The following is a 19,719-nucleotide window of genomic DNA, read 5'->3' as shown; positions in this document are numbered from 1 at the left end:
CGATCACTTCAGAGCGAAGATCTTATTAAACATGAAGTATAAAGAAATTGGGATTCATTTAGGTTGAAGGGTGACGTGCAACTCACATCACCCCAACATTTGATTTAGAACCAGTTTTTTCAGGTGATAAGGACCACACCGTTTTGGAAGGCTTGATTGGTTACGAGCGATTTCCTGTATTTATGAGCATTTTCCTAGTTTTATGATCACTTTCCAGCGTTAATGATCCCTCGTATCCATTCCGCCAGACTCCTAGTTAAGGCGTGATCAGTTCATGTTCGATCAGGCGCTCGATTGAGGAGAGGATGGCTACTTTTACATGCTCGTAAGTGAGACCGCCTTGTACGTAAGCTGTATAAGGCGGTCGTATTGGGCCGTCAGCTGTCAACTCGATGCTCGATCCTTGTATGAAGGTCCCGGCTGCCATGATCACATCATCTGCATAACCTGGCATATAAGATGGCACTGGGCTCACGTGTGCATCGATTGGTGAGTTGGCTTGGATCATTTGACAGAATGCAATCATTTGCTCTGCATTTTTGAACGACACCGATTGAATCAGATCCGTTCGTGTTGCAGAGAAATGAGGAGACGTTACAAGTCCATAGGATTCAAGCATCCCTGCAGTGAATTGAGCTCCTTTTACAGCTTGGCTCACCGTATGGGGAGCTAAGAAAAAGCCTTGGTACATCTCCCGTAACGTATCGAGCGAGGCGCCGGCTTCAGCACCTAAACCAGGAGAGGTCATGCGATATCCGCATTTCTCAATCAAAACTTTTCTGCCCGCAATATACCCTCCAGTGCGAGCGAGCCCGCCACCAGGATTTTTAATCAAAGATCCTGCCATAAGATCCACGCCTACATCAGTCGGCTCCAGTTCTTCGACGAACTCACCATAGCAGTTGTCTGTAAATATTATCATATCAGGGTGGTTCGCTTTTATTTTCTGCACCATGTCAGCAATTTCAGAAACTGTAAAGGAAGGTCGATCCGCGTATCCTCTTGAACGCTGTATTCCGATCATTCTTGTCTGTGGGCTAATTTGACGTTCTACTTCATCAAAGTCGACAGTTCCATCTTCCAATAACTCCACGTGTTGGTAGCCAATGTTGAAGTCCCGCAAAGAACCGGTATCTTGCTCTCCTCCTGACACGATGGATTCCAATGTGTCGTACGGCTTCCCTGTTATATAGAGCAGTTCGTCCCCTGGACGCAAAATCCCGAAAAGACTGATTGCGATCGCGTGTGTGCCTGAAATGATTTGACCGCGTACTAAACTAGCTTCCGCTCCGAATACATCGGCGTATACTTGTTCAAGCACTTCTCTTCCTGCATCATCATATCCATATCCAGTGGATCCAGTTAAATGAAAGTCACTCACCCGATTTTTTCTAAACGCCGCCAATACTTTTTTTTGATTCAAAAAAGCGATGCGTTCTGTTGCTTTTGCGTAAGGTTGCAGCTCGGTTTCTATTTTTTCTGCACGAATCAAGATTTCGTCATTCAATTGCTGTATACTCATTCAGGATGCTCCAATCTATACCTTAGGTTCATTGTCCATTTTAGCAGGTAGAACGCTTTGGGTAAACGGAAGACGCATTCAGTTACTTTTAAAACGTGTTGAACGGAGGGACTTTTAAGTGACATGGGATGTGTTCAGTCTGATTGGTACAGCTGCATTTGCGATTTCAGGTGCGATTGTAGCGATGGAAGAAGATTTTGATATGTTCGGAGTCTATATTTTAGGAATGGTGACTGCATTTGGCGGTGGGGCAGTCCGTAATGTATTTATCGGGGTGCCCGTATCGGTCCTATGGGGACAGGAACTGTTTTTTACAGTTGCTTCAATACTTATAGTCATAATTTTTTTCTTTTCAGGATACTTATTGAAAACTTGGAATAGATGGGGATCCTATTTTGATGCAGTCGGATTGGCAGCTTTTGCGATCCAAGGTGCTTTAATGGCTGTTGAACTGGAGATGTCCCTTTTTGCCGTTGTAGCGGCTGCGGTTCTGACTGGAGCGGGAGGGGGAGTCATCCGCGATTTACTTGCTGGACGTCAGCCACTCGTCTTTAAAAGTGACATATATGCAGTCTGGGCTGCACTTGCTGGGGTAATAGTCGGATTCGATACGTATATCCATGACGCTGCCCTCTATATTCTGCTTGTCGTTACAGCTGCTCTGCGAATGTTATCCATCAAATTTCACTGGCAGCTGCCCCAGCGCTCTTTGTTGCCAAAATAAAAAAGGCCGCCATGGCCTTTTTTTATTGCTCATCTTTCAGGATAACCGGTTTTGCGGGAACATACGTTGAAATTGCGTGCTTATAAATGAGTTGTTGCTTGCCGTCTGATTCCAAAAGAACTGTATAGTTATCATACGACTTAATCATCCCTTTTAGCTGAAAACCATTTGTCAAAAAAATGGTTACAAACGTGTTGTTCTTTCTTAGTGAATTCAGAAATGTATCTTGCATATTGGCATTTGCCATCTTGCTTCCCCCTAAAGTTCTTATTCGCAATTAATGCTTGCTTTTTGTATTCGCTACTTGCAACTGAAATCCCTTTACTTCGTTGCATATTTTCTGAACTAGCAGTTTTTTCTCTGTCGTTGCATCATACCAATTGACTTCTAGCTTATTACGGAAGTATGTCATCTGCCGTTTAGCGTAGTGACGTGTATTCTTTTTAATGAGTTCAATAGCTTCCTCTATGGACAGCTTACCTTCAATTACTTGGTACAATTCTTTGTAGCCAATCGCTTGAACAGACTGCACATCGCGAATCCCTCGTTCCCATAACACTTTCACTTCATCAACCAATCCTTTTTCCAGCATCTGGTCGACGCGCCGGTCAATCCGGTCGTAAAGGATCTCCCTTGGCAGATCGAGACCGATAATAAAAGTATGATACATCGGTGTCGCCCCTTGATCCGCTTCGTGATTTGCCTTTGTCTCCCCGCTCACTTCCAGAATTTCCAAAGCCCTGATGAGCCGTCGGTGGTTGTTCGGATGAATTTTTTCAGCGCTCACGGGATCTAGTTGGAGCAGGCGCTCGTATAATGCCTTTGCACCTAGAGTTTCGAGCTCCTCTTCCAGTCGGCTTCGTACAGCAAGATCGGCAGCTGCTTCCGTGAATCGGTAGTCAAAAAGTACAGACTGCATATATAATCCGGTCCCCCCTGCAAGTATAGGCAATTTTCCACGTGACTGGATCTCTGAAATTTTTGCCCGGACAATCTGCTGATATTCTGCAGCTGAGAATGATTCACTTGGAGATTTGATATCAAACAAATGATGGGGAACGCCTTCCATTTCGTCCGGAGTGATTTTGGCTGTCCCAATGTCCAGACCTCGATAGACTTGCATCGCATCCCCATTTATCACTTCCCCATCGAGACATTGAGCTAGGCCTACCGCGAGCGCGGTCTTTCCTGAAGCTGTCGGACCCGCAATCGCTAGTACATCCGCTGAATGATTCATAGTTTCTCCACCCACTGCTTCATCATATTCAAAACAGGTTCTCTGGAAGCTCCTTGCAAAGCTTCATGTCTTACGCCTTCTAAGAGATGCACTGTGACGTTTTCAACTCCGGCATCCCTGTACATTTCTGCTGCCTCAAAAATTCCACTCCCCATGTTTCCTACAGGATCTTCTGTCCCTGCAAACATAAGAATGGGTAATTTTTCAGGGACCGATCGATAGGCGGATGTTGTACTGATCTTTTTCAAACCGTCAAATAAGACTTGGAAAAAACGATTCGTGGACACCACCCCTGATAAAGGATCTTCAATGTAGTCATGCACAGTTTGCCGATCTGTTGAAAGCCAGTCGAACTTCGTTTCCGGGTTTAAAACGATTTTGTTGTAACCGCCAAAACCGATGGAATCGAGAAGCTCACTAGGTGCATGGGGACCGTCTTTGAAAGATAAGATGGAAGCTAATAGACTTCCGCCTACTCTTGTGAGACCAGGTTTACCAGCGGTTCCTGAACAGATGAGCGCGTCAATTTCCGCGCCATATTTTTGAGAGAAACGACGCACAACGAACGACCCCATACTATGCCCGAACAAAATACGAGGCAGGTTAGGATTCTCCACTTTTAAGGAATCCATTACTTCAAGCACGTCTTCAACCAATCGATCAAACGTAACCCCATCCCCGAAATCACCAAGTTGGTCATTATCCAGTGCTCTCCGTCCGTGACCTCGCTGATTAAAACCCGTTACAACGTATCCTGCTTGTGCAAGATCGTACATCACTGACTCATATCGGCCTATATGCTCCGCCATGCCATGAACAAGATACATGTGTCCGCGCGGAATTCCTGAAGGTTTCAAAGTATAGGCATCAAGTATAGCGCCATCAGACATCGTAAGTAGCTGTTCGTTCATCACCATTCCTCCTTTACATCACTCGCTTGAACATCTTTTCAAGTTCATACGTTGTGAAGTGAATTAATACAGGTCGACCGTGGGGACATGTATACGGATTTTCCGACTTCCCGAGATCATCCAGCAAGCGGTTCATATCCTCAGTAGTCAAATAATGATTCGCTTTTATGGATTTTTTGCAGCTCATCATAATTGCGGTGTCTTCCCGTAATTTTGCAATGTTCACTTGCCGTGTATGAAGGACTTGTTCGATCATTTCTTCAATAATCGAAGAGGCCTCTGCAGCAGGGAACCAGGAAGGGTATTCTTTTACGGTGTATGAAGAAGGCCCGAATTGTTCAAGGAAAATACCGACTTCCTCTAGTGCATCCAGCCGTTCTTCTATCTTCAGCTGCTCGTCTGCTGAGTAATGGAAAATCAAAGGCATCAACAACATTTGTCGTTCCTCATGATCCACTTCCGCGATTTTCGTACGGAAATACTCATACTTAATACGCTCCTGTGCAGCATGCTGGTCAATCATATAAAAACCGTCATCATTTTGTGCCACAATATAGGTCCCGTGGACTTGTCCAACAGGTAGCAGCTTCGGAAATGATGCTTTCGGTTCGGAGTGAGCGGCCGGTTCTGCAACCTCTTCTTGGCCAGTGAATGCCACAAATTCTTCTTCAGTGTTGGAAGTTTCGCCGGCCTCGATAGGTTTCGGTCGGGCTTCTGGATTGTTCGTCAAATCTTCATTTGAAAGCTTCTCTTCAACCGTCCAAGAGGGCTTTTCCCGGGAAGGATACTGACTTGTCGTATGAAAACTTTGAACCGGTTCAGTATTGCGTTCCGGGTGTCTCCAAAACGATTCCTGGACACTCGGTGAATTTGTTTTTTTCTTCTCCTTCACAATTGCATCGGGAACAATGATCGCTTTCTTTACTGCCGCATGGACTCCTTCCCGAACAGCAGCTAAAAGTTCCCCTTCTTTACTTACTTTAATATATTGCTTTGAAGGATGAACATTGACATCAGTCAGATAGGGGTCCGCTTCTGCACGCAATACAATGATTGGAAACCGGCCAATCGGCAAATACGTATGCAATGCGTCCAACACAGCTTTATTCACAGAATAACTTTTAACCCATCGGCCGTTAATCAGAACGGTCATGTAGTTTTTTGATGCCCGTGTCATTTCGGGAAGCGTCACATAGCCACTCACTTTGTAGTCTGCATTTTCAGCATGAAAAGGGATCATTTTTTTGGCTACCGCAATACCATACACATCGGATAATACGCGCTGTAAATCACCCGATCCTGACGTTTTCAATATTAGTTGCTGACCATGCGCTAAGCGGAATGCAATCTCCGGGTGGCTGATAGCAAGTCGATTGACTAGGTCAATCGTATGTCCTAGTTCAGTTTGGATCGTCTTCATGTATTTAAGCCGTGCAGGTGTATTGTAGAATACTTGTGATACTGTTATATCCGTCCCTTGACGGAGGGATGCCGCCCGATGGTTCAAGACATTGCCACCTTCGATATCCACTTCGGTACCACTGATCCCATCAGAAGTCCAAAGATGCACTTTCGAAACAGCCGCGATACTGGCAAGAGCCTCTCCGCGAAAACCAAGGGTACGGATCCTGAACAGATCGTGCTCATTATCGATTTTACTCGTTGCATGCCGCTCAAACGCTCGAACTGCGTCTGCAGTAGTCATGCCCTTCCCATTATCCGTTATGTGGATACTCGTTAACCCGGCTTCTTCCAGTGTTATTTCAATCGATGTACTTCCTGCGTCGATCGAGTTCTCTACAAGCTCTTTTACGATGGACGCAGGTCGTTCTACAACTTCTCCAGCAGCAATCTTGTTTGCTAAGGGTTGGTCCATCACCTTTATGATATCCATCGGGTTGCTCCTTTCTTACTTCAGTTTAGCTTTTAGTTCAAATAGTAGCTGTAACCCCTGAAGCGGTGTCGTATTCGCTAAATCTAAAGCTTTTAGCTCTTCAAGAATTTCCATTCCTTCAACAGGCTGCACAGAAACTGGTTCTTCGGATGGCAAGTCAAAGAAGCTTATTTGTTCACTCGACGGCAGAATGATTTTTTCCGCAGTTTTCTGATTCTCGAAGCCTTCCAATAGTTCCCTTGCGCGCTGCAGTAAAGCAGACGGTAAGCCCGCTAGTTCTGCAACATGGATCCCGTAACTCTTATCTGCTGGTCCAGCCATCACTTTATGGAGGAATACAACTTTACCTTCCTGTTCCATTGCTGCAACATGGACATTCATCAGTCTTTCCAGCTGTTCATCGAGAGTAGTCAATTCATGATAGTGAGTTGAAAATAGCGTATTTGAACCGATTTCGTCATGGATATATTCCATCATCGCTTGTGCTAGTGACATACCGTCATATGTGGAGGTTCCTCTTCCGATTTCATCGAACAACAGCAGACTTCGATCTGTGGCATGCGCAATCGCTTGTTGGGATTCCAACATTTCCATCATGAATGTACTTTGCCCTGATGCTAAGTCATCCGCAGCACCAATTCTGGTGAAGATTTGGTCAGTGATCGGCAGTGAGGCAAACTCACATGGAACGTAACAACCGATTTGCGCCATAACTACTGTCAACGCGACTTGGCGCATGTAAGTACTTTTACCGGACATATTGGGGCCCGTGATCAATAACATATTGGCGTCATTTGCCAACTTGCAGCTGTTTGGCACATACAGCGAATGGTCCATCATTTTTTCGACGACTGGATGTCTACCGTTGCGGATATCGAGTGATCTGTCTTCTGTAAAGATCGGTTTAACGTAGTTTTGTGATTCTGAGATTTCAGCGAAAGCGAGCAAAACGTCCAATTCGCTTAGAACAGAAGCTAGTTGCTGGATTTGTTCGATCCCTTGTTTCATCTGTTCCCGAATGTCTGCAAATAATGTGTACTCGAGATCCAGACTTTCGGATTCCGCGCTTAAAATCAGCTCTTCTTTTTCTTTCAGCTCAGGGGTTATATAACGCTCAGCGTTAGCCAATGTCTGTTTACGTTCATAGCGTGTCAGGTCTGCAAGATGTAAATTGGATTTCGTGATCTCGATGAAATAGCCAAAAATTCGATTGTATCCGATTTTCAGTCCTTTAATCCCTGTTTTTTGACGTTCTTCCCGTTCAAGTTCGGCAAGCCACAGTTTACCGTTTCTAGAGGCATCCCTATACGTATCCAGCTTGTCATGATAACCATCTTTGATGACGCCTCCTTCTTTTGCCGAAAGAGGGGGTGCCTCTGCAATAGACGACTCAAGCACTGCACATTGGTCAGCACATGGATTGATCCTCTTTGAAAAATCCACTAAATTTGACTTCGCTGAATCAGCAAGCTGTTGTTTCAAAACTGGAACTGTTCGCAGGGAGTTACGTAGCTGTGCAAGGTCACGTGCACTTGCACTGCCCATTGAAATTCTTCCTGCCAACCGTTCCAGGTCATACACTTCCCGCAAAGCTTGTTTTAGATCGTCTCTTAAAAAGTATGCATCCATCAGTTCGGATACCGTTTCCAGCCTATGCTCGATTTCCAAGCGGTCTGCAAGCGGTTGGCGGATCCAAGTTTTCAGTTTCCGTGCGCCCATAGCTGTATTCGTTTCATCCAGTAACCAGAATAATGTTCCTTCCTTGCCTCCAGAACGGATCGATTGCACGAGCTCCAAATTCCTCATAGAGTTTGCGTCAATCGTCAGCTTGGATTCCCGAGCTAGAAACTTAAAGGGCTGCAAGTGTTCCAAGCTTGTCTTTTGTGTTTGCTGAAGATAGGCGATGAGACGTTTACACGCACCTGTTGCCATTTCCGGAATTGTTCCGAAGAGTTCTCTTCCTTGAGGTTCGTATAGTTCCCGGTCACACAGAGATAAGACAATTCCTTTATTTTGACTGAAATCACCGAGCATTAGCTGCATTTGTTCATCGACAACTGCTTCTTTCATCCCGAGAGATTCCACTGCAGCTGCAAGCGCACTTTCGTCACCTTGAATATGCTCAACCGTGCCTTCTCCGGTTGCCAGGTCCACATATGCAAATGCACAAACGTTTTCGGAAATCCTATCGAATGATCCTATGAAATGATTGGAGTGGGCATCGATATTTTTACCTTCCGTGATTGTCCCCGGCGTGATAACTTTCACGACTTCCCGTTTCACAATCCCTTTCACGTGTCTCGGGTCTTCTGTTTGCTCACAAATCGCAACTTTATGACCTTTATGGACAAGTGTTTCTATGTAACCTTGAGCAGAATGGTAAGGAACCCCGCACATTGGAATTCTTCCAGACTCTCCACCTTCACGGCTAGTCAATGTGATTTCTAGTATGTGAGATGCTTCTGTTGCATCCGTAAAAAACATTTCATAAAAGTCACCTAATCTAAAAAAAAGAAAGGCGTCTTCGTATTGTGATTTTATTTGCAAGTATTGTTGCATCATTGGTGTATGTGTTGTCATTCTAGTTCCCTCACAGCCTAAATAGTATTCCTTAAGTATAACAGAAGATCACTGATATCGTTTACGAAAGCGCTGTTGCTAGCATTCCATAAAAAGAAAAAAAGCCGAAAACATGCTTCGGCTTTTAAAACTGTGAATTGTCTTTTCCTACTCTTGAACCGCCTTCGTTTGCATGACTTTGATGGTGGGATGATTCATCGTCGAACGACCACTCTTCTTCAAAGTCATTTGGATGTACTGTAATCATGACCTTTGTTTCACCAATTACTTCTGCCACGAGCTCCCGTTCCACTTTGATCAGGAATTTTTCTTTGCAATCCGAAATGATTGCCTCTGTGCAATTAGGCTGCTGCAATACTTCTACGCGGATTTCTTCTTTTGAAGATGAGGGTTCATCCCGATAGCGGAGACGGATTTTGTCTTTGTACGTCACCGTCTCTGTAAATACTGAAGTTTTGGAGTGGTCATGATGAGAGTACCAGACGTTGACATCGAATTTGCCAGTTACTTCAATGGACGAACCAGTTTTTTTGGCACTATGGGTATGGTTGATTACCCAGCAGCCAAGAATACTGGAAGGGCGGTTAGGCGGGAGTAGCGTAACTTCCTTTTCCGTACGCTGCTTCCCTTTTGCAATCACTGCCTTCGTAACGACTTGTCGTAGATTCTTCAGTTTTCTTCCTCCTTCGTGGACTTCTTTACATCCTATGCAACAGGAGCCCAGAAAGTGAAAAAATCGGAGGAGAATTTTTCTCCCCCGACTTGAAAGTTAGGATAAAGGCTTATGCTGTGTGCTTTGTACGTAAGATCCAGTTTGGCCTTTTAGTACATCTCCACCAGTAGACTCGATGATTTCATCAGTTACCCGATTGGAAATCGTATTGGCAATCAGTTGCAGTAAATCATTTACATCATTTTGAGATTGCTTGAATTCTTGAACCAATGGAATATCGTCGATCTCATTTTCAATCTGCTCGATTTTCTTCTCTATGATGCCGAGGGCACGTTCCTTATCGTACTCCTGGAAGTTGACGGCTTGTTTCTGTAAGGACTTCAAGCTTGCAATCTTCTCCCGCACTTTTTTGTTTTCATTAATGTGCGCTTCCGTTTTCTTGAATAATTCCACTTGCTCCGTGTTTGCGACCATGTGTGCAAGCTCTCTTGACTTTTCAATAATATCTTCTCTTGTATACAGCTTTTCCATTATAACATCACCTTTTCCTCTTCTATTATTCCGATATATTCTCCGTCAAGCGACCATGACTTCGCTTCAGTAATACGCACTTGAACAATTTTACCGATGACATTTGATGGCGCTCGGAAATTCACCAATTTGCTTTTCTCGGTATATCCAGAGAGTACTTCCTCATTCCGCTTACTTACCCCTTCAACTAATACATTCACTATTTTTCCTTGATAGGGTTTCATGCCTGCTGCTGAGAAATCATTGACGACTTTGTTCAGTCTCTGCAGTCTGTCCTTCTTCACTTCCATTGGAACATTATCTTGCATCTTGGCGGCAGGGGTTCCTTCTCTTGGAGAATAGATGTAAGTGAAGGCCATGTCAAATCCCACTTCATTATACAACGAAATGGTTTCTTGGAATTGTTCTTCTGTCTCATTTGGAAACCCGACAATGATATCCGTTGTTAACGTGACACCCGGTATTGCCCGCTTAATTTTAGAAACAAGTTCCAAGAAGTGTTCCCGTGTATATTTTCTAGACATCAGTTTCAGGATTTCACTCGAACCGGATTGAACCGGCAAATGAATATGATTCACTAAGTTACCGCCTTTAGCGAGTACTTCAATGAGATGATCATCAAAATCACGTGGATGGCTCGTCGTAAAACGGATTCGAGGAATATCGATTTTGCGAAGCTCGTCCATAAGATCCCCTAATCGATAGTTCTCACCTTCAAAGTCTTTTCCATAAGCATTGACATTTTGACCGAGTAAGGTGATTTCCTGGTAGCCAGCTGCAGCTAACTGACGGACTTCCAGGATTATATCTTCTGGTCGACGACTGCGTTCTTTTCCACGTGTGTAAGGGACGATGCAGTACGTGCAGAATTTATCACAGCCGTACATAATATTGACCCACCCTTTAATGTTGCCTTTCCGAACGCGGGGAAGGTTTTCAATGATATCGCCTTCTTTGGACCATACTTCTATTACCATTTCTTTTGATAAGTATGCTTCGCGTAAAATTTCAGGCAGCCGATGGATGTTGTGCGTTCCAAAAACCATGTCTACTTGATCGTACGTTTTGAGGATCTTATTGACCACGGATTCTTCTTGTGACATACATCCGCATATACCAATCAGCATGTCAGGACGTTCCAGTTTAAGAGGCTTCAAATGCCCCAGTTCACCGAACACTTTGTTTTCAGCGTTCTCCCGGATTGCACACGTGTTCAAAAGAACGACATCCGCATCTTTGACGGTGTCTGTCGGTTCATACCCTAGCCCTACTAAAATCCCGGCAATGACTTCGGTATCATGTTCGTTCATTTGACATCCATATGTCCTTATGTAAAATTTGCGTCCTATACCCATTCCGCGAAATTGTTCATCTATCATAAAATCATCATGATATGAAATTTCTTCTTTGCCTCGTTTTTTAGCCTCTTTTAAAGATGGCGGCGTATAGACGGATTGAAAATATTGACTATAGTCCTTTTCCTTTGTCACAGGTACTTGGCCCGCAAGCCGTTGTTCTTCGTTCATGCGATAAGCCCCTCTCTTGATTCTGTTCATCTAGTTGAAACCAAACAGTAGGTATCCTCATTATACTGAAGCGATTGACATCTGTATACGAACATAAGGGATTGTCCCCCATTTGTCACAGAAAAAAACTGTGGAGGAAAATACTCCACAGTTTCGGTTTCATAAGGATTGCTGTCGCGTTCTTTTCTCGACAAATAACTTAAGAGCAGTCCGGCCTTCTCCATTAATTTCAATATCTGCAAAAGCCGGTGCACATATCAAATCACTCCCACTCGGAGCTACAAAGCCACGAGCAATCGCGACTGCTTTCACCGCCTGGTTTAAGGCACCTGCACCTACAGCCTGCATTTCAGCAAACCCCTGATCTCTAATGACTGCAACGAGAGCGCCTGCAACTGAATTAGGATTTGAGCGAGATGATACTTTTAATGGATTCATGGTATTTCCTCCTTGTAAGAAAAAGTGTATGGAATGCAGTTCTCCATGCACTATCCTATGAAGAAGAAGAAACAATTAGACGCTCAATTCAAGACTGGAACGGCGAATCTTCATTGATCATCAATCGTTCTATGGAACGTGCACGCCCAGTTTGATTGTCAATGTCAATGATGACGCCATTCAATTGAGTTCTTCCTTGTTTAGGGACTTGAAAACGGACAGGCATATTTGTTTGGAATCGATAAATGACATCTTCTTTCTTCATGCCTAAAATCGCATCGTAGGGTCCTGTCATCCCAACGTCTGTAATATAAGCCGTTCCTTCCGGCAAGATCCGGCTATCTGCAGTTTGGACATGCGTGTGTGTTCCAACAACTGCAGAGGCGCGTCCATCCAGATGCCACCCCATTGCTATTTTTTCGCTCGTTGCTTCTGCATGGAAATCGACAAAGACAAGAGGAGTTCTTTCCTTTGCTTCTTTTATGAGATCATCTGCTTTTTTGAACGGATCGTCATGTGGCGGTAAAAATGTTCGTCCGTGCAAATTCAGGACAGCCAGTTGGACGCCACCGCGGTCAATGTAAGTCATTCCCTGACCCGGTGCTTCTTCTGAAAAGTTTGCAGGTCGGATCAAAGCATCCGTTTCGTCAATGAAATCATAAATCTCTTTGTGATCCCACGTATGATTTCCCATCGTGACCACGTCCACACCAGCACGAAGTAGATCGTCAAAAATGGCTTTTGTAATTCCTCTTCCTGATGCAGCATTTTCCCCATTCACAATGACTGCATCTGGTTCATATTTTCTTTTCAAACGGGGAAGGTAGTCAAAAACCATATCTCTTCCTGGTGAACCAACGATATCTCCAATAAATAAAACTTTCATTTCTTTTCCTCATTTCCAAAAAGAAAAAGGCTTCCAGCAATCAGCAGGAAGCCTTTTCCCTTATTTTGCGTACTCAACCGACCTAGTCTCCCGGAGAACAGTAATTTTAATATGTCCCGGGTAGTCCAGCTCTTCTTCAATCCGTTTCCGGATGTCACGAGCAAGTCGATGGGCTGTAATATCATCAATGATGTCGGGACGTACAATTATTCGAACTTCACGACCTGCTTGAATCGCGAAGGATTTCTCAACGCCTTCATAAGACTCGGAAATTTCCTCCAATTTCTGGAGACGTCTAATGTAGTTTTCAAGTGTTTCACTCCGTGCACCTGGACGGGCAGCTGATAATGCATCTGCTGCAGCAACAAGTACGGCTATTACCGATGTTGCTTCTTCATCACCGTGGTGAGAAGCAATACTATTAATGACTACTGGATGCTCTTTGTACTTGACTGCGAGTTCTTTACCAATTTGTACGTGGCTGCCTTCCACTTCATGATCAATCGCCTTTCCAATATCATGAAGCAATCCGGCACGACGTGCTAAGGTGACATCCTCGCCCAGTTCCGCTGCTAACAATCCAGCAAGATATGCAACTTCTGTTGAGTGTTTCAATACGTTTTGACCATAACTAGTCCGGAACTTCAAGCGACCTAGAATTTTAATAAGATCCGGATGTAAATTATGCACACCGATGTCGAAGGTGGTTTGCTCTCCAGTTTCCCGGATCAGCTCGTCCACTTCACGCCTAGCCTTGTCCACCATCTCTTCAATTCTAGCTGGGTGAATTCTTCCATCAGCTACCAATTTCTCGAGAGCCAGCCTTGCAATCTCCCGTCGGACTGGATCGAAACCAGAAAGAATAACCGCTTCTGGCGTATCGTCAATGATCAGATCAATACCGGTCAAAGTTTCGAGAGTTCGGATATTCCGTCCTTCCCTACCTATGATTCGCCCTTTCATTTCATCATTAGGCAAATTGACGACAGATACTGTCGTTTCAGCCACATGATCTGCTGCGAAACGCTGGACAGCCAGAGATAGGATTTCACGTGCTTTCTTTTCGGATTCTTCTTTTGCACGTTGTTCAGACTCTTTCGTCATCACAGCGATATCTGTAGAAAGTTCCCTTTCCACATCATCAAGGATCAGACGCTTTGCCTCATCGCGTGTCAAAGCTGAAATTTTTTCAAGTTCTGTCTGCTGTATAGCAACCAGCTCTTCCGCCTTGCGTTCCATCTCTTCAATATGCTGTTGTCTTCCGGATAGCGCGTCGTCTTTACGCTCCAGACTTGCTTCTCGCTTGTTGAGGGAATCATCTTTGCGGTCCATATTCTCTTCCCGCTGCAATAACCGGTTTTCCTGTTTCTGAAGTTCTGCCCTTCGTTCACGGATTTCCGTTTCTGCCTCAACGCGCAATTTGTGATTTTCATCCTTCGCTTCAAGAAGTGCTTCTTTTTTCAATGCCTCCGCTTCACGCTTCGCCTCTTCAACGATTGATGCGGCGGAGTGCTTTGCACCTGTCACTTTTGATTCATTCACGTTTTTGTTGTACACAAACATAACAACTGCACCGACGATGAGACCGAGCAAAGCGGAGATGATAATAGTACCCATTCAGGTCACCTCCTAATGCTTATTTTTTCATTTTCAGTCGGCTTGTACATCAACTTTCAACATACCGCCAAATTCTTTTCAAATGGTGAGAATTATACAACTCTAATTGTATCGATGTCATATTCCCATGTCAAGACGGGAGAAGTGAAGAGACTATGATTCTCCTATGCTGAGTAGAAGGTCGCTTGCAGGAAAACACATTTAAAAAGCCGGCTTCCCTCAACGAGGAAAGCCGGTTTATGATCATACAGCGATAAGTTATTCCTTTTCGTCAAATAACTCCAATTCATCGTCATCCTCTGAGTCGTGAGCGGCAATAACATAATTTTCACTTGTCAACCCATAGCTGCTGCGGATTTTATCGGAAATTTCCGAACGGATTGCTGGATTTTCTTTTAAGAACTGCTTAGCATTTTCACGGCCTTGTCCCATGCGTTCGCCTTCATAGGAATACCAAGCCCCACTCTTCTGAACGACTTCCACTTCAACACCCAAATCGACGATTTCGCCTTCTTTGGAAATCCCTTCTCCATACATGATGTCAACCTCAGCTGTACGGAAAGGCGGAGCAACTTTGTTTTTTACAACACGGATTCTTGTTTTGTTCCCCATAATTTCATTACCATGCTTAATAGCTTCCCCACGACGGACTTCAAGACGGACAGATGCATAGAATTTGAGGGCACGTCCACCCGGTGTAACTTCGGGGTTACCGAACATGACGCCAACTTTTTCTCGGATCTGGTTAATGAAAACAGCTATCGTTTTCGATTTGTTAATGGCTCCGGAAAGCTTACGTAAAGCTTGGGACATTAGCCGTGCTTGCAGACCCACGTGTGAGTCTCCCATTTCCCCTTCAATTTCCGCTTTAGGAACAAGGGCTGCTACCGAGTCGATAACAATGATATCGACCGCACCGCTCCGTACGAGAGCTTCAGCGATTTCTAATGCCTGCTCACCTGTATCCGGTTGTGATAATAGGAGCTCATCGATATTTACTCCAAGTTTTTGAGCATAGACAGGATCGAGAGCGTGCTCGGCGTCTATAAAAGCGGCTGTTCCTCCCGTAGCTTGTACTTCTGCGATTGCATGAAGGGAAACGGTTGTTTTACCTGAGCTTTCCGGTCCGTAGATTTCAACGACCCGTCCTCGGGGATAACCGCCGACCCCTAATGCTGAGTCGAGTGCCAGTGAACCAGTGGAGGACGTTGAAATCTCTCTGTCCGTCTTCTCGCCCAGCTTCATGACAGAGCCTTTACCAAACTGTTTTTCTATTTGTTTAAGTGCTTGATCTAAAGCCGCTTTACGTTCGCTCAAAAATAATTCCTCCTTCAAGGTGTTTTCTATCTATCTCTACTATACTCCTTATGAGAAAAATAAACAAGAAAAAAGCGAACGAGTATTCTACTTTCAATTGGATATTCTCATTTTAATTGAGAATTCACCTCATATTCGGATTTTAATTGAGAATTCAAGCGATATTCTTTATTTAAACCTTTTCAGATTCAAGCTTGCGGATGAGATAAAACAAGGCGAAGTTCGCTGCACGTAATCGATTGGTATTTCGGGATCCAGATAATCTAAGTTTATAGGCTTCTGATGTCTCTTTGTATGAAAGCCCTATCCAAACTGTCCCTGCCGGCTGTCCATCATGGGAGTCCGGTCCCGCAGCACCCGTCAACCCGATGCCAATATCCGTCTGGAAGTGGTCACGTATCTTCTCTGCTAACGCTTCTGCACATTCGGCACTGACTGTACCGTAAGTATCAATCAGTTGCCGTTCAATTCCGAGATGCTTCGTTTTGGCTTCAGCATCATAAACTGTCATACCGCCCTTAAACGAGGCACTGATCCCGGGTTCTTCTGCAAGTAAAGCCGTGAAGAGTCCGGCCGTTAAACTTTCTGCTGCCGAAATTGTGAGACCCGCTCCCGTTAGTAAAGAAGCCGCTTTTGAAGACAGCGTCTCGTCATCAGTGCCATAAATGTTCTCTCCAACTTGGTTGTGCAGTTCAGCTAATACCGGTTCTATTAAACGGTGGGCTTCTTCTGCTGTTCGCGCTTTAGCAGTCACGCGAAGGGTAACGGCGTCTTTTGAAGCAAGTGGAGCGATGGTCGGATTCGTCTGAGCTGCCAATAAGTCTTGCACTTTATACTCAAGTTCCGCTTCTCCGATTCCGAAAAATTTCACAACAGTAGAAACAATTATTTCCTGACTTCCTGAAACTCGCTGTAAGTAGGGAATGGCTTCGTCTCTGAACATGGGTTCCATTTCATGCGGCGGTCCAGGCAATAGCATATACGTTCTTCCGTTGACTGTAATCGCCATTCCAGGGGCCATCCCGTAGCGATTTTCCAGGACGGTTGAGCCTTTAAGAACTAGTGCTTGTTTTTTATTATTTTCCGTCATAGGTCTTCCCGTTCGCTCGAAGTAAGCTTGAATAGATAATAACGCCCGGTTGTCAGGCTCAAGTTCAACTCCTGTGTGTCTGGCAATGGTCTCTTTTGTCAGATCGTCTTTAGTCGGTCCTAGTCCGCCTGAGAAGATGATGAGATCCGCTCGCTTCTCAGCGATCCGGATGGCTTCTTCCAATCGTGCGGGGTTATCCCCAACGACAGTTTGATAATGTACATCCACTCCGATATCAGCAAGTTCAGCAGATATAAATTTGGCATTGGTATTGGTTATTTGACCAAGCAATAACTCTGATCCGACCGCTATGATTTCTGCTCGCATGATCGATTTGCCCCTTTACATAGATTTCGTAAGAACGTGCTTATTCTTCATGAAATAATCCAATCCCGACCATATTGTAAAGAAGAGACAAATGTATAACATGATTGTGCCAAAAGGAACGTTGATCGCCTCAAAGAAAATATTATTCAATAACAGGGAGGATATTGCCAGGATTTGAGTGACTGTTTTAATTTTTCCCAGCTGATTGGCAGCCACAACTTCCCCTTCACCTGCTAATAGAAGCCGTAATCCGGTAACGGCAAATTCACGGCTAATGATAATAATGACGACCCATGAAGGGGCTAATCCGAATTCTACCAATATGATAAATGCTGCAGATACAAGCAGTTTGTCTGCTAGTGGGTCCAAGAACTTCCCCATATTGGTGACTAGGTTGTTTTTCCGAGCAATGTATCCATCCAACCAATCTGTGGCTGAAGCAAATATGAATAGTAGACCGCCGATGAATTGTTCTATAGGCAGTGTAGTTCCACCAATTGTAAGATCACCCATACCGAAGTCAGCCAACATGAATACGATGAATACGGGAATCAGCAAAACGCGCGAAACGGTTATTTTATTTGGCAAGTTCATGTCATAAGCACCCTCTATTCGTAAGATTTACTCTTTGAAAAGCCCTGCCTTTCAGCAGGACTTAAAGAAAATAGTCATCTTCGCAGATGACTATTTTCATTTTTTATATTCTATAATAATATTTTGTGTGACCGTATCATTCGGATAAGCAAGCGGCTGTCCATTTACAAGGATTTCTGTAAATTGAGTACGTCCGACACGAATTCTGGCAGACGGCTGGTCTGTTAATTCGAGTTCCTCTGCCTCTCCATTTTTCATGACACGTGCACCTTGAGATAGAAGTTCTTTCCCGTTTTGATCGGTAACTCCAATCCAAGATTCTCCTCCATCTTTCACTTTGATGGATAATTTAAAAGCATCTGTATTTCCCAGCGTAAACGTGGTTGTCGGACCGTTTACAGCGCCTTGTGTCAGCGTCTGTTCGGGTGCTGGGTCTTCCACAGGCTTCTCTTCAGATTCGTCTGGCACATCATCTTTCGTTGCAGATTCTTTGCCAGCGTCACCTTTGTTCACATCAGTTTTAATATCATCTTTCTTGTTGTTATCAACTGTAATCTCATCGGATGTCTCTAATTCTTCAGGTTTCGATGTATTCGCCTGGTGTTTATAAAGAAAAATAACGACAGCAAGAATGACGATGATGAACAGGGCGGTAATGATTTTAGGAAGCACTTCATTCATCCGACCTGATTTCATAAATCCTGCTTTTTGGGACAACTGGGGAGCACTGCGCTGAATCTCCTCTTCTTTCATTTGTTCCGAGGATTCATTCTCACGATACAATGACAACATTTCTTGTGCATCGAGCCCCACAGCTTCAGCGTATTGCTTAATGAATGCCCGGACATAAAATGAACCTGGCATCATGCTGTAGTCTTCGTTTTCAATTCCAGCCAAATACCGTTTCTGAATCTTAGTAATTGCTTGTAAGTCATCCAAGGTATATCCTTTTGCTTTCCTCGCCTCTTTCAGACGATTGCCTAAACCGGACAACTTCATCACCTGCCTGTTTTAAAAATTGAACATGCCAAGGCCGCCCGCGCCATCACGGCCAGAAGTCAATCCACTATTTTGGATGACCTCATATGTAATCTCCTGTTCGGGTGTTGTACGCAGTTCGATAATGTAATCAAAATCTTCGATTGAATATTCCGAGTGTTGGACGAACATGTCAGGATGTTCGACAACTTTTGTAGAAGGGAGTCGCATCATTTCACGAACTAGTTGCATATGACGTTCATCTTCCGCTTTCCTCGTGACAATCCCATCTAAAATGAAAATATTATCTTTTGAAAATTCATCACCCATTAAACTGTTGCGGACCGTCTGTTTGATCATCGTGGAAGAAAGGAAGATCCACTTCTTGTTTGCACAGACACTTGCAGCGACAACAGATTCAGTTTTCCCAACCCGCGGCATTCCTCGAATCCCCACGAGTTTATGGCCCTCTGTTTTAAAGATTTCCGCCATGAAGTCCACAAGAACCCCTAACTCGCTTCGCAGGAATCTAAATGTTTTTCGATCATCGACCGTCCGCTGGATATAGCGTCCGTGCCGCACAGCGAGAACGTCTCGCAGCTTCGGTTCCCTGATTTTCCTGATCTCAATTTGTTCCATCGTTGAAGCAATCAATTCAAACCGTCTGATTTGGTCATCATCTTCTGTCCGCACAAGCATACCACGTGTATTGCCATCCACTCCATTGATGGTAACAATATTGACTCGGAGCATCCCAAGCAATGTAGCAATATCCCCTAGTAGACCGGGACGATTCACTTGCAAATTATATTCAAGATACCACTCACCCAACGGAATCCCTCCTTCGTCTGTTCACCATTCTTTGAATAGGACG

Annotated in this window: 18 protein-coding genes; 1 reads left to right on the top strand and 17 read right to left on the bottom strand. The window is 44.3% G+C overall.

Features of this window, described 5'->3' with window-relative positions; all coding sequences use genetic code 11:
- Window positions 1-256: 256 nt before the first annotated feature.
- Window positions 257-1,522, bottom strand: a complete 1,266-nt coding sequence (locus ABE021_RS07315; RefSeq protein WP_430287790.1) for an aminotransferase class I/II-fold pyridoxal phosphate-dependent enzyme — start codon at window positions 1,520-1,522, stop codon at window positions 257-259.
- A 118-nt stretch (window positions 1,523-1,640) separates the two neighbouring features.
- Here ABE021_RS07315 and ABE021_RS07310 point away from each other — a divergent pair, with 118 nt between their 5' ends.
- On the top strand, window positions 1,641-2,246 hold the full coding sequence (locus ABE021_RS07310; protein ID WP_430287789.1) for a trimeric intracellular cation channel family protein: 606 nt from the start codon (window positions 1,641-1,643) through the stop codon (window positions 2,244-2,246).
- 22 nt (window positions 2,247-2,268) lie between these two features.
- On the opposite strand, the gene hfq is transcribed toward ABE021_RS07310, so the two are convergent.
- The 16 genes from hfq to ABE021_RS07230 all read right to left on the bottom strand — a co-directional run bounded on the left by hfq (window position 2,269) and on the right by ABE021_RS07230 (window position 19,676).
- Entirely contained in the window at window positions 2,269-2,493 is a 225-nt protein-coding gene (hfq, locus tag ABE021_RS07305; RefSeq protein WP_191688176.1) for an RNA chaperone Hfq, read from the bottom strand.
- A 30-nt stretch (window positions 2,494-2,523) separates the two neighbouring features.
- Window positions 2,524-3,483, bottom strand: coding sequence for a tRNA (adenosine(37)-N6)-dimethylallyltransferase MiaA (gene miaA / locus ABE021_RS07300; RefSeq protein WP_430287787.1), 960 nt, complete (start codon window positions 3,481-3,483; stop codon window positions 2,524-2,526).
- Window positions 3,480-4,394 (bottom strand): alpha/beta fold hydrolase, encoded by a 915-nt coding sequence (locus tag ABE021_RS07295; RefSeq protein WP_430287785.1) that lies wholly within the window; start codon window positions 4,392-4,394, stop codon window positions 3,480-3,482. Before ABE021_RS07295 ends, miaA begins: the two co-directional genes overlap by 4 nt.
- A 13-nt stretch (window positions 4,395-4,407) precedes the next feature.
- On the bottom strand, window positions 4,408-6,288 hold the full coding sequence (mutL, locus tag ABE021_RS07290; protein ID WP_430287784.1) for a DNA mismatch repair endonuclease MutL: 1,881 nt from the start codon (window positions 6,286-6,288) through the stop codon (window positions 4,408-4,410).
- Window positions 6,289-6,303: 15 nt separating this feature from the next.
- Window positions 6,304-8,868 (bottom strand): DNA mismatch repair protein MutS, encoded by a 2,565-nt coding sequence (mutS, locus tag ABE021_RS07285; protein WP_430287783.1) that lies wholly within the window; start codon window positions 8,866-8,868, stop codon window positions 6,304-6,306.
- Window positions 8,869-8,992: 124 nt separating this feature from the next.
- Window positions 8,993-9,541 (bottom strand): outer spore coat protein CotE, encoded by a 549-nt coding sequence (gene cotE, locus ABE021_RS07280; protein ID WP_430287794.1) that lies wholly within the window; start codon window positions 9,539-9,541, stop codon window positions 8,993-8,995.
- A 96-nt stretch (window positions 9,542-9,637) separates the two neighbouring features.
- On the bottom strand, window positions 9,638-10,072 hold the full coding sequence (locus ABE021_RS07275) for a RicAFT regulatory complex protein RicA family protein (RefSeq protein WP_430287782.1): 435 nt from the start codon (window positions 10,070-10,072) through the stop codon (window positions 9,638-9,640).
- The gene (miaB, locus tag ABE021_RS07270; RefSeq protein WP_430287781.1) at window positions 10,072-11,598 is read right to left on the bottom strand and encodes a tRNA (N6-isopentenyl adenosine(37)-C2)-methylthiotransferase MiaB; all 1,527 of its coding nucleotides are present in this window, start codon (window positions 11,596-11,598) and stop codon (window positions 10,072-10,074) included. Before miaB ends, ABE021_RS07275 begins: the two co-directional genes overlap by 1 nt.
- A gap of 159 nt (window positions 11,599-11,757) precedes the next feature.
- Window positions 11,758-12,036 (bottom strand): stage V sporulation protein S, encoded by a 279-nt coding sequence (locus tag ABE021_RS07265; protein WP_039041983.1) that lies wholly within the window; start codon window positions 12,034-12,036, stop codon window positions 11,758-11,760.
- An 88-nt stretch (window positions 12,037-12,124) separates the two neighbouring features.
- Window positions 12,125-12,922 carry a TIGR00282 family metallophosphoesterase gene (locus tag ABE021_RS07260; protein ID WP_430287780.1) on the bottom strand — a complete coding sequence of 266 codons (798 nt, stop codon included), beginning with the start codon at window positions 12,920-12,922 and terminating at the stop codon, window positions 12,125-12,127.
- A 60-nt stretch (window positions 12,923-12,982) separates the two neighbouring features.
- The gene (gene rny, locus ABE021_RS07255) at window positions 12,983-14,539 is read right to left on the bottom strand and encodes a ribonuclease Y (RefSeq protein ID WP_430287779.1); all 1,557 of its coding nucleotides are present in this window, start codon (window positions 14,537-14,539) and stop codon (window positions 12,983-12,985) included.
- A gap of 258 nt (window positions 14,540-14,797) precedes the next feature.
- Entirely contained in the window at window positions 14,798-15,856 is a 1,059-nt protein-coding gene (recA, locus tag ABE021_RS07250) for a recombinase RecA (RefSeq protein ID WP_430287778.1), read from the bottom strand.
- Window positions 15,857-16,028: 172 nt separating this feature from the next.
- On the bottom strand, window positions 16,029-17,273 hold the full coding sequence (locus ABE021_RS07245) for a competence/damage-inducible protein A (RefSeq protein ID WP_430287777.1): 1,245 nt from the start codon (window positions 17,271-17,273) through the stop codon (window positions 16,029-16,031).
- A 15-nt stretch (window positions 17,274-17,288) separates the two neighbouring features.
- Window positions 17,289-17,867, bottom strand: a complete 579-nt coding sequence (pgsA, locus tag ABE021_RS07240) for a CDP-diacylglycerol--glycerol-3-phosphate 3-phosphatidyltransferase (protein ID WP_430287776.1) — start codon at window positions 17,865-17,867, stop codon at window positions 17,289-17,291.
- A gap of 96 nt (window positions 17,868-17,963) precedes the next feature.
- Window positions 17,964-18,866: a helix-turn-helix domain-containing protein gene (locus ABE021_RS07235; RefSeq protein ID WP_430287774.1), complete on the bottom strand. Its 903-nt coding sequence runs from the start codon at window positions 18,864-18,866 to the stop codon at window positions 17,964-17,966.
- Between the two features lie 12 nt (window positions 18,867-18,878).
- Window positions 18,879-19,676 (bottom strand): DUF3388 domain-containing protein, encoded by a 798-nt coding sequence (locus ABE021_RS07230; RefSeq protein ID WP_430287773.1) that lies wholly within the window; start codon window positions 19,674-19,676, stop codon window positions 18,879-18,881.
- Window positions 19,677-19,719: the final 43 nt, after the last annotated feature.

The sequence above is a fragment of the Sporosarcina gallistercoris genome, from assembly GCF_050459885.1.
GTDB classification, from domain to species: domain Bacteria; phylum Bacillota; class Bacilli; order Bacillales_A; family Planococcaceae; genus Sporosarcina; species Sporosarcina gallistercoris_A.
The sequence above is the reverse complement of the archived record's forward strand: the minus strand, read 5'-3'. Positions and strand labels throughout refer to the sequence as shown.

Bases quoted from the DNA above. Each gene is read 5' to 3' on its own strand.
- ABE021_RS07295 (WP_430287785.1), bottom strand. From the start codon at position 4,394: ATGAACGAACAGCTACTTACGATGTCTGATGGCGCTATACTTGATGCC.
- mutL (WP_430287784.1), bottom strand. From the start codon at position 6,288: ATGGATATCATAAAGGTGATGGACCAACCCTTAGCAAACAAGATTGCT.
- ABE021_RS07235 (WP_430287774.1), bottom strand. From the start codon at position 18,866: ATGAAGTTGTCCGGTTTAGGCAATCGTCTGAAAGAGGCGAGGAAAGCA.
- ABE021_RS07245 (WP_430287777.1), bottom strand. From the start codon at position 17,273: ATGCGAGCAGAAATCATAGCGGTCGGATCAGAGTTATTGCTTGGTCAA.
- miaA (WP_430287787.1), bottom strand. From the start codon at position 3,483: ATGAATCATTCAGCGGATGTACTAGCGATTGCGGGTCCGACAGCTTCA.
- pgsA (WP_430287776.1), bottom strand. From the start codon at position 17,867: ATGAACTTGCCAAATAAAATAACCGTTTCGCGCGTTTTGCTGATTCCC.
- hfq (WP_191688176.1), bottom strand. From the start codon at position 2,493: ATGGCAAATGCCAATATGCAAGATACATTTCTGAATTCACTAAGAAAG.
- miaB (WP_430287781.1), bottom strand. From the start codon at position 11,598: ATGAACGAAGAACAACGGCTTGCGGGCCAAGTACCTGTGACAAAGGAA.
- rny (WP_430287779.1), bottom strand. From the start codon at position 14,539: ATGGGTACTATTATCATCTCCGCTTTGCTCGGTCTCATCGTCGGTGCA.
- mutS (WP_430287783.1), bottom strand. From the start codon at position 8,868: ATGACAACACATACACCAATGATGCAACAATACTTGCAAATAAAATCA.
- ABE021_RS07315 (WP_430287790.1), bottom strand. From the start codon at position 1,522: ATGAGTATACAGCAATTGAATGACGAAATCTTGATTCGTGCAGAAAAA.
- ABE021_RS07265 (WP_039041983.1), bottom strand. From the start codon at position 12,036: ATGAATCCATTAAAAGTATCATCTCGCTCAAATCCTAATTCAGTTGCA.
- ABE021_RS07260 (WP_430287780.1), bottom strand. From the start codon at position 12,922: ATGAAAGTTTTATTTATTGGAGATATCGTTGGTTCACCAGGAAGAGAT.
- ABE021_RS07275 (WP_430287782.1), bottom strand. From the start codon at position 10,072: ATGGAAAAGCTGTATACAAGAGAAGATATTATTGAAAAGTCAAGAGAG.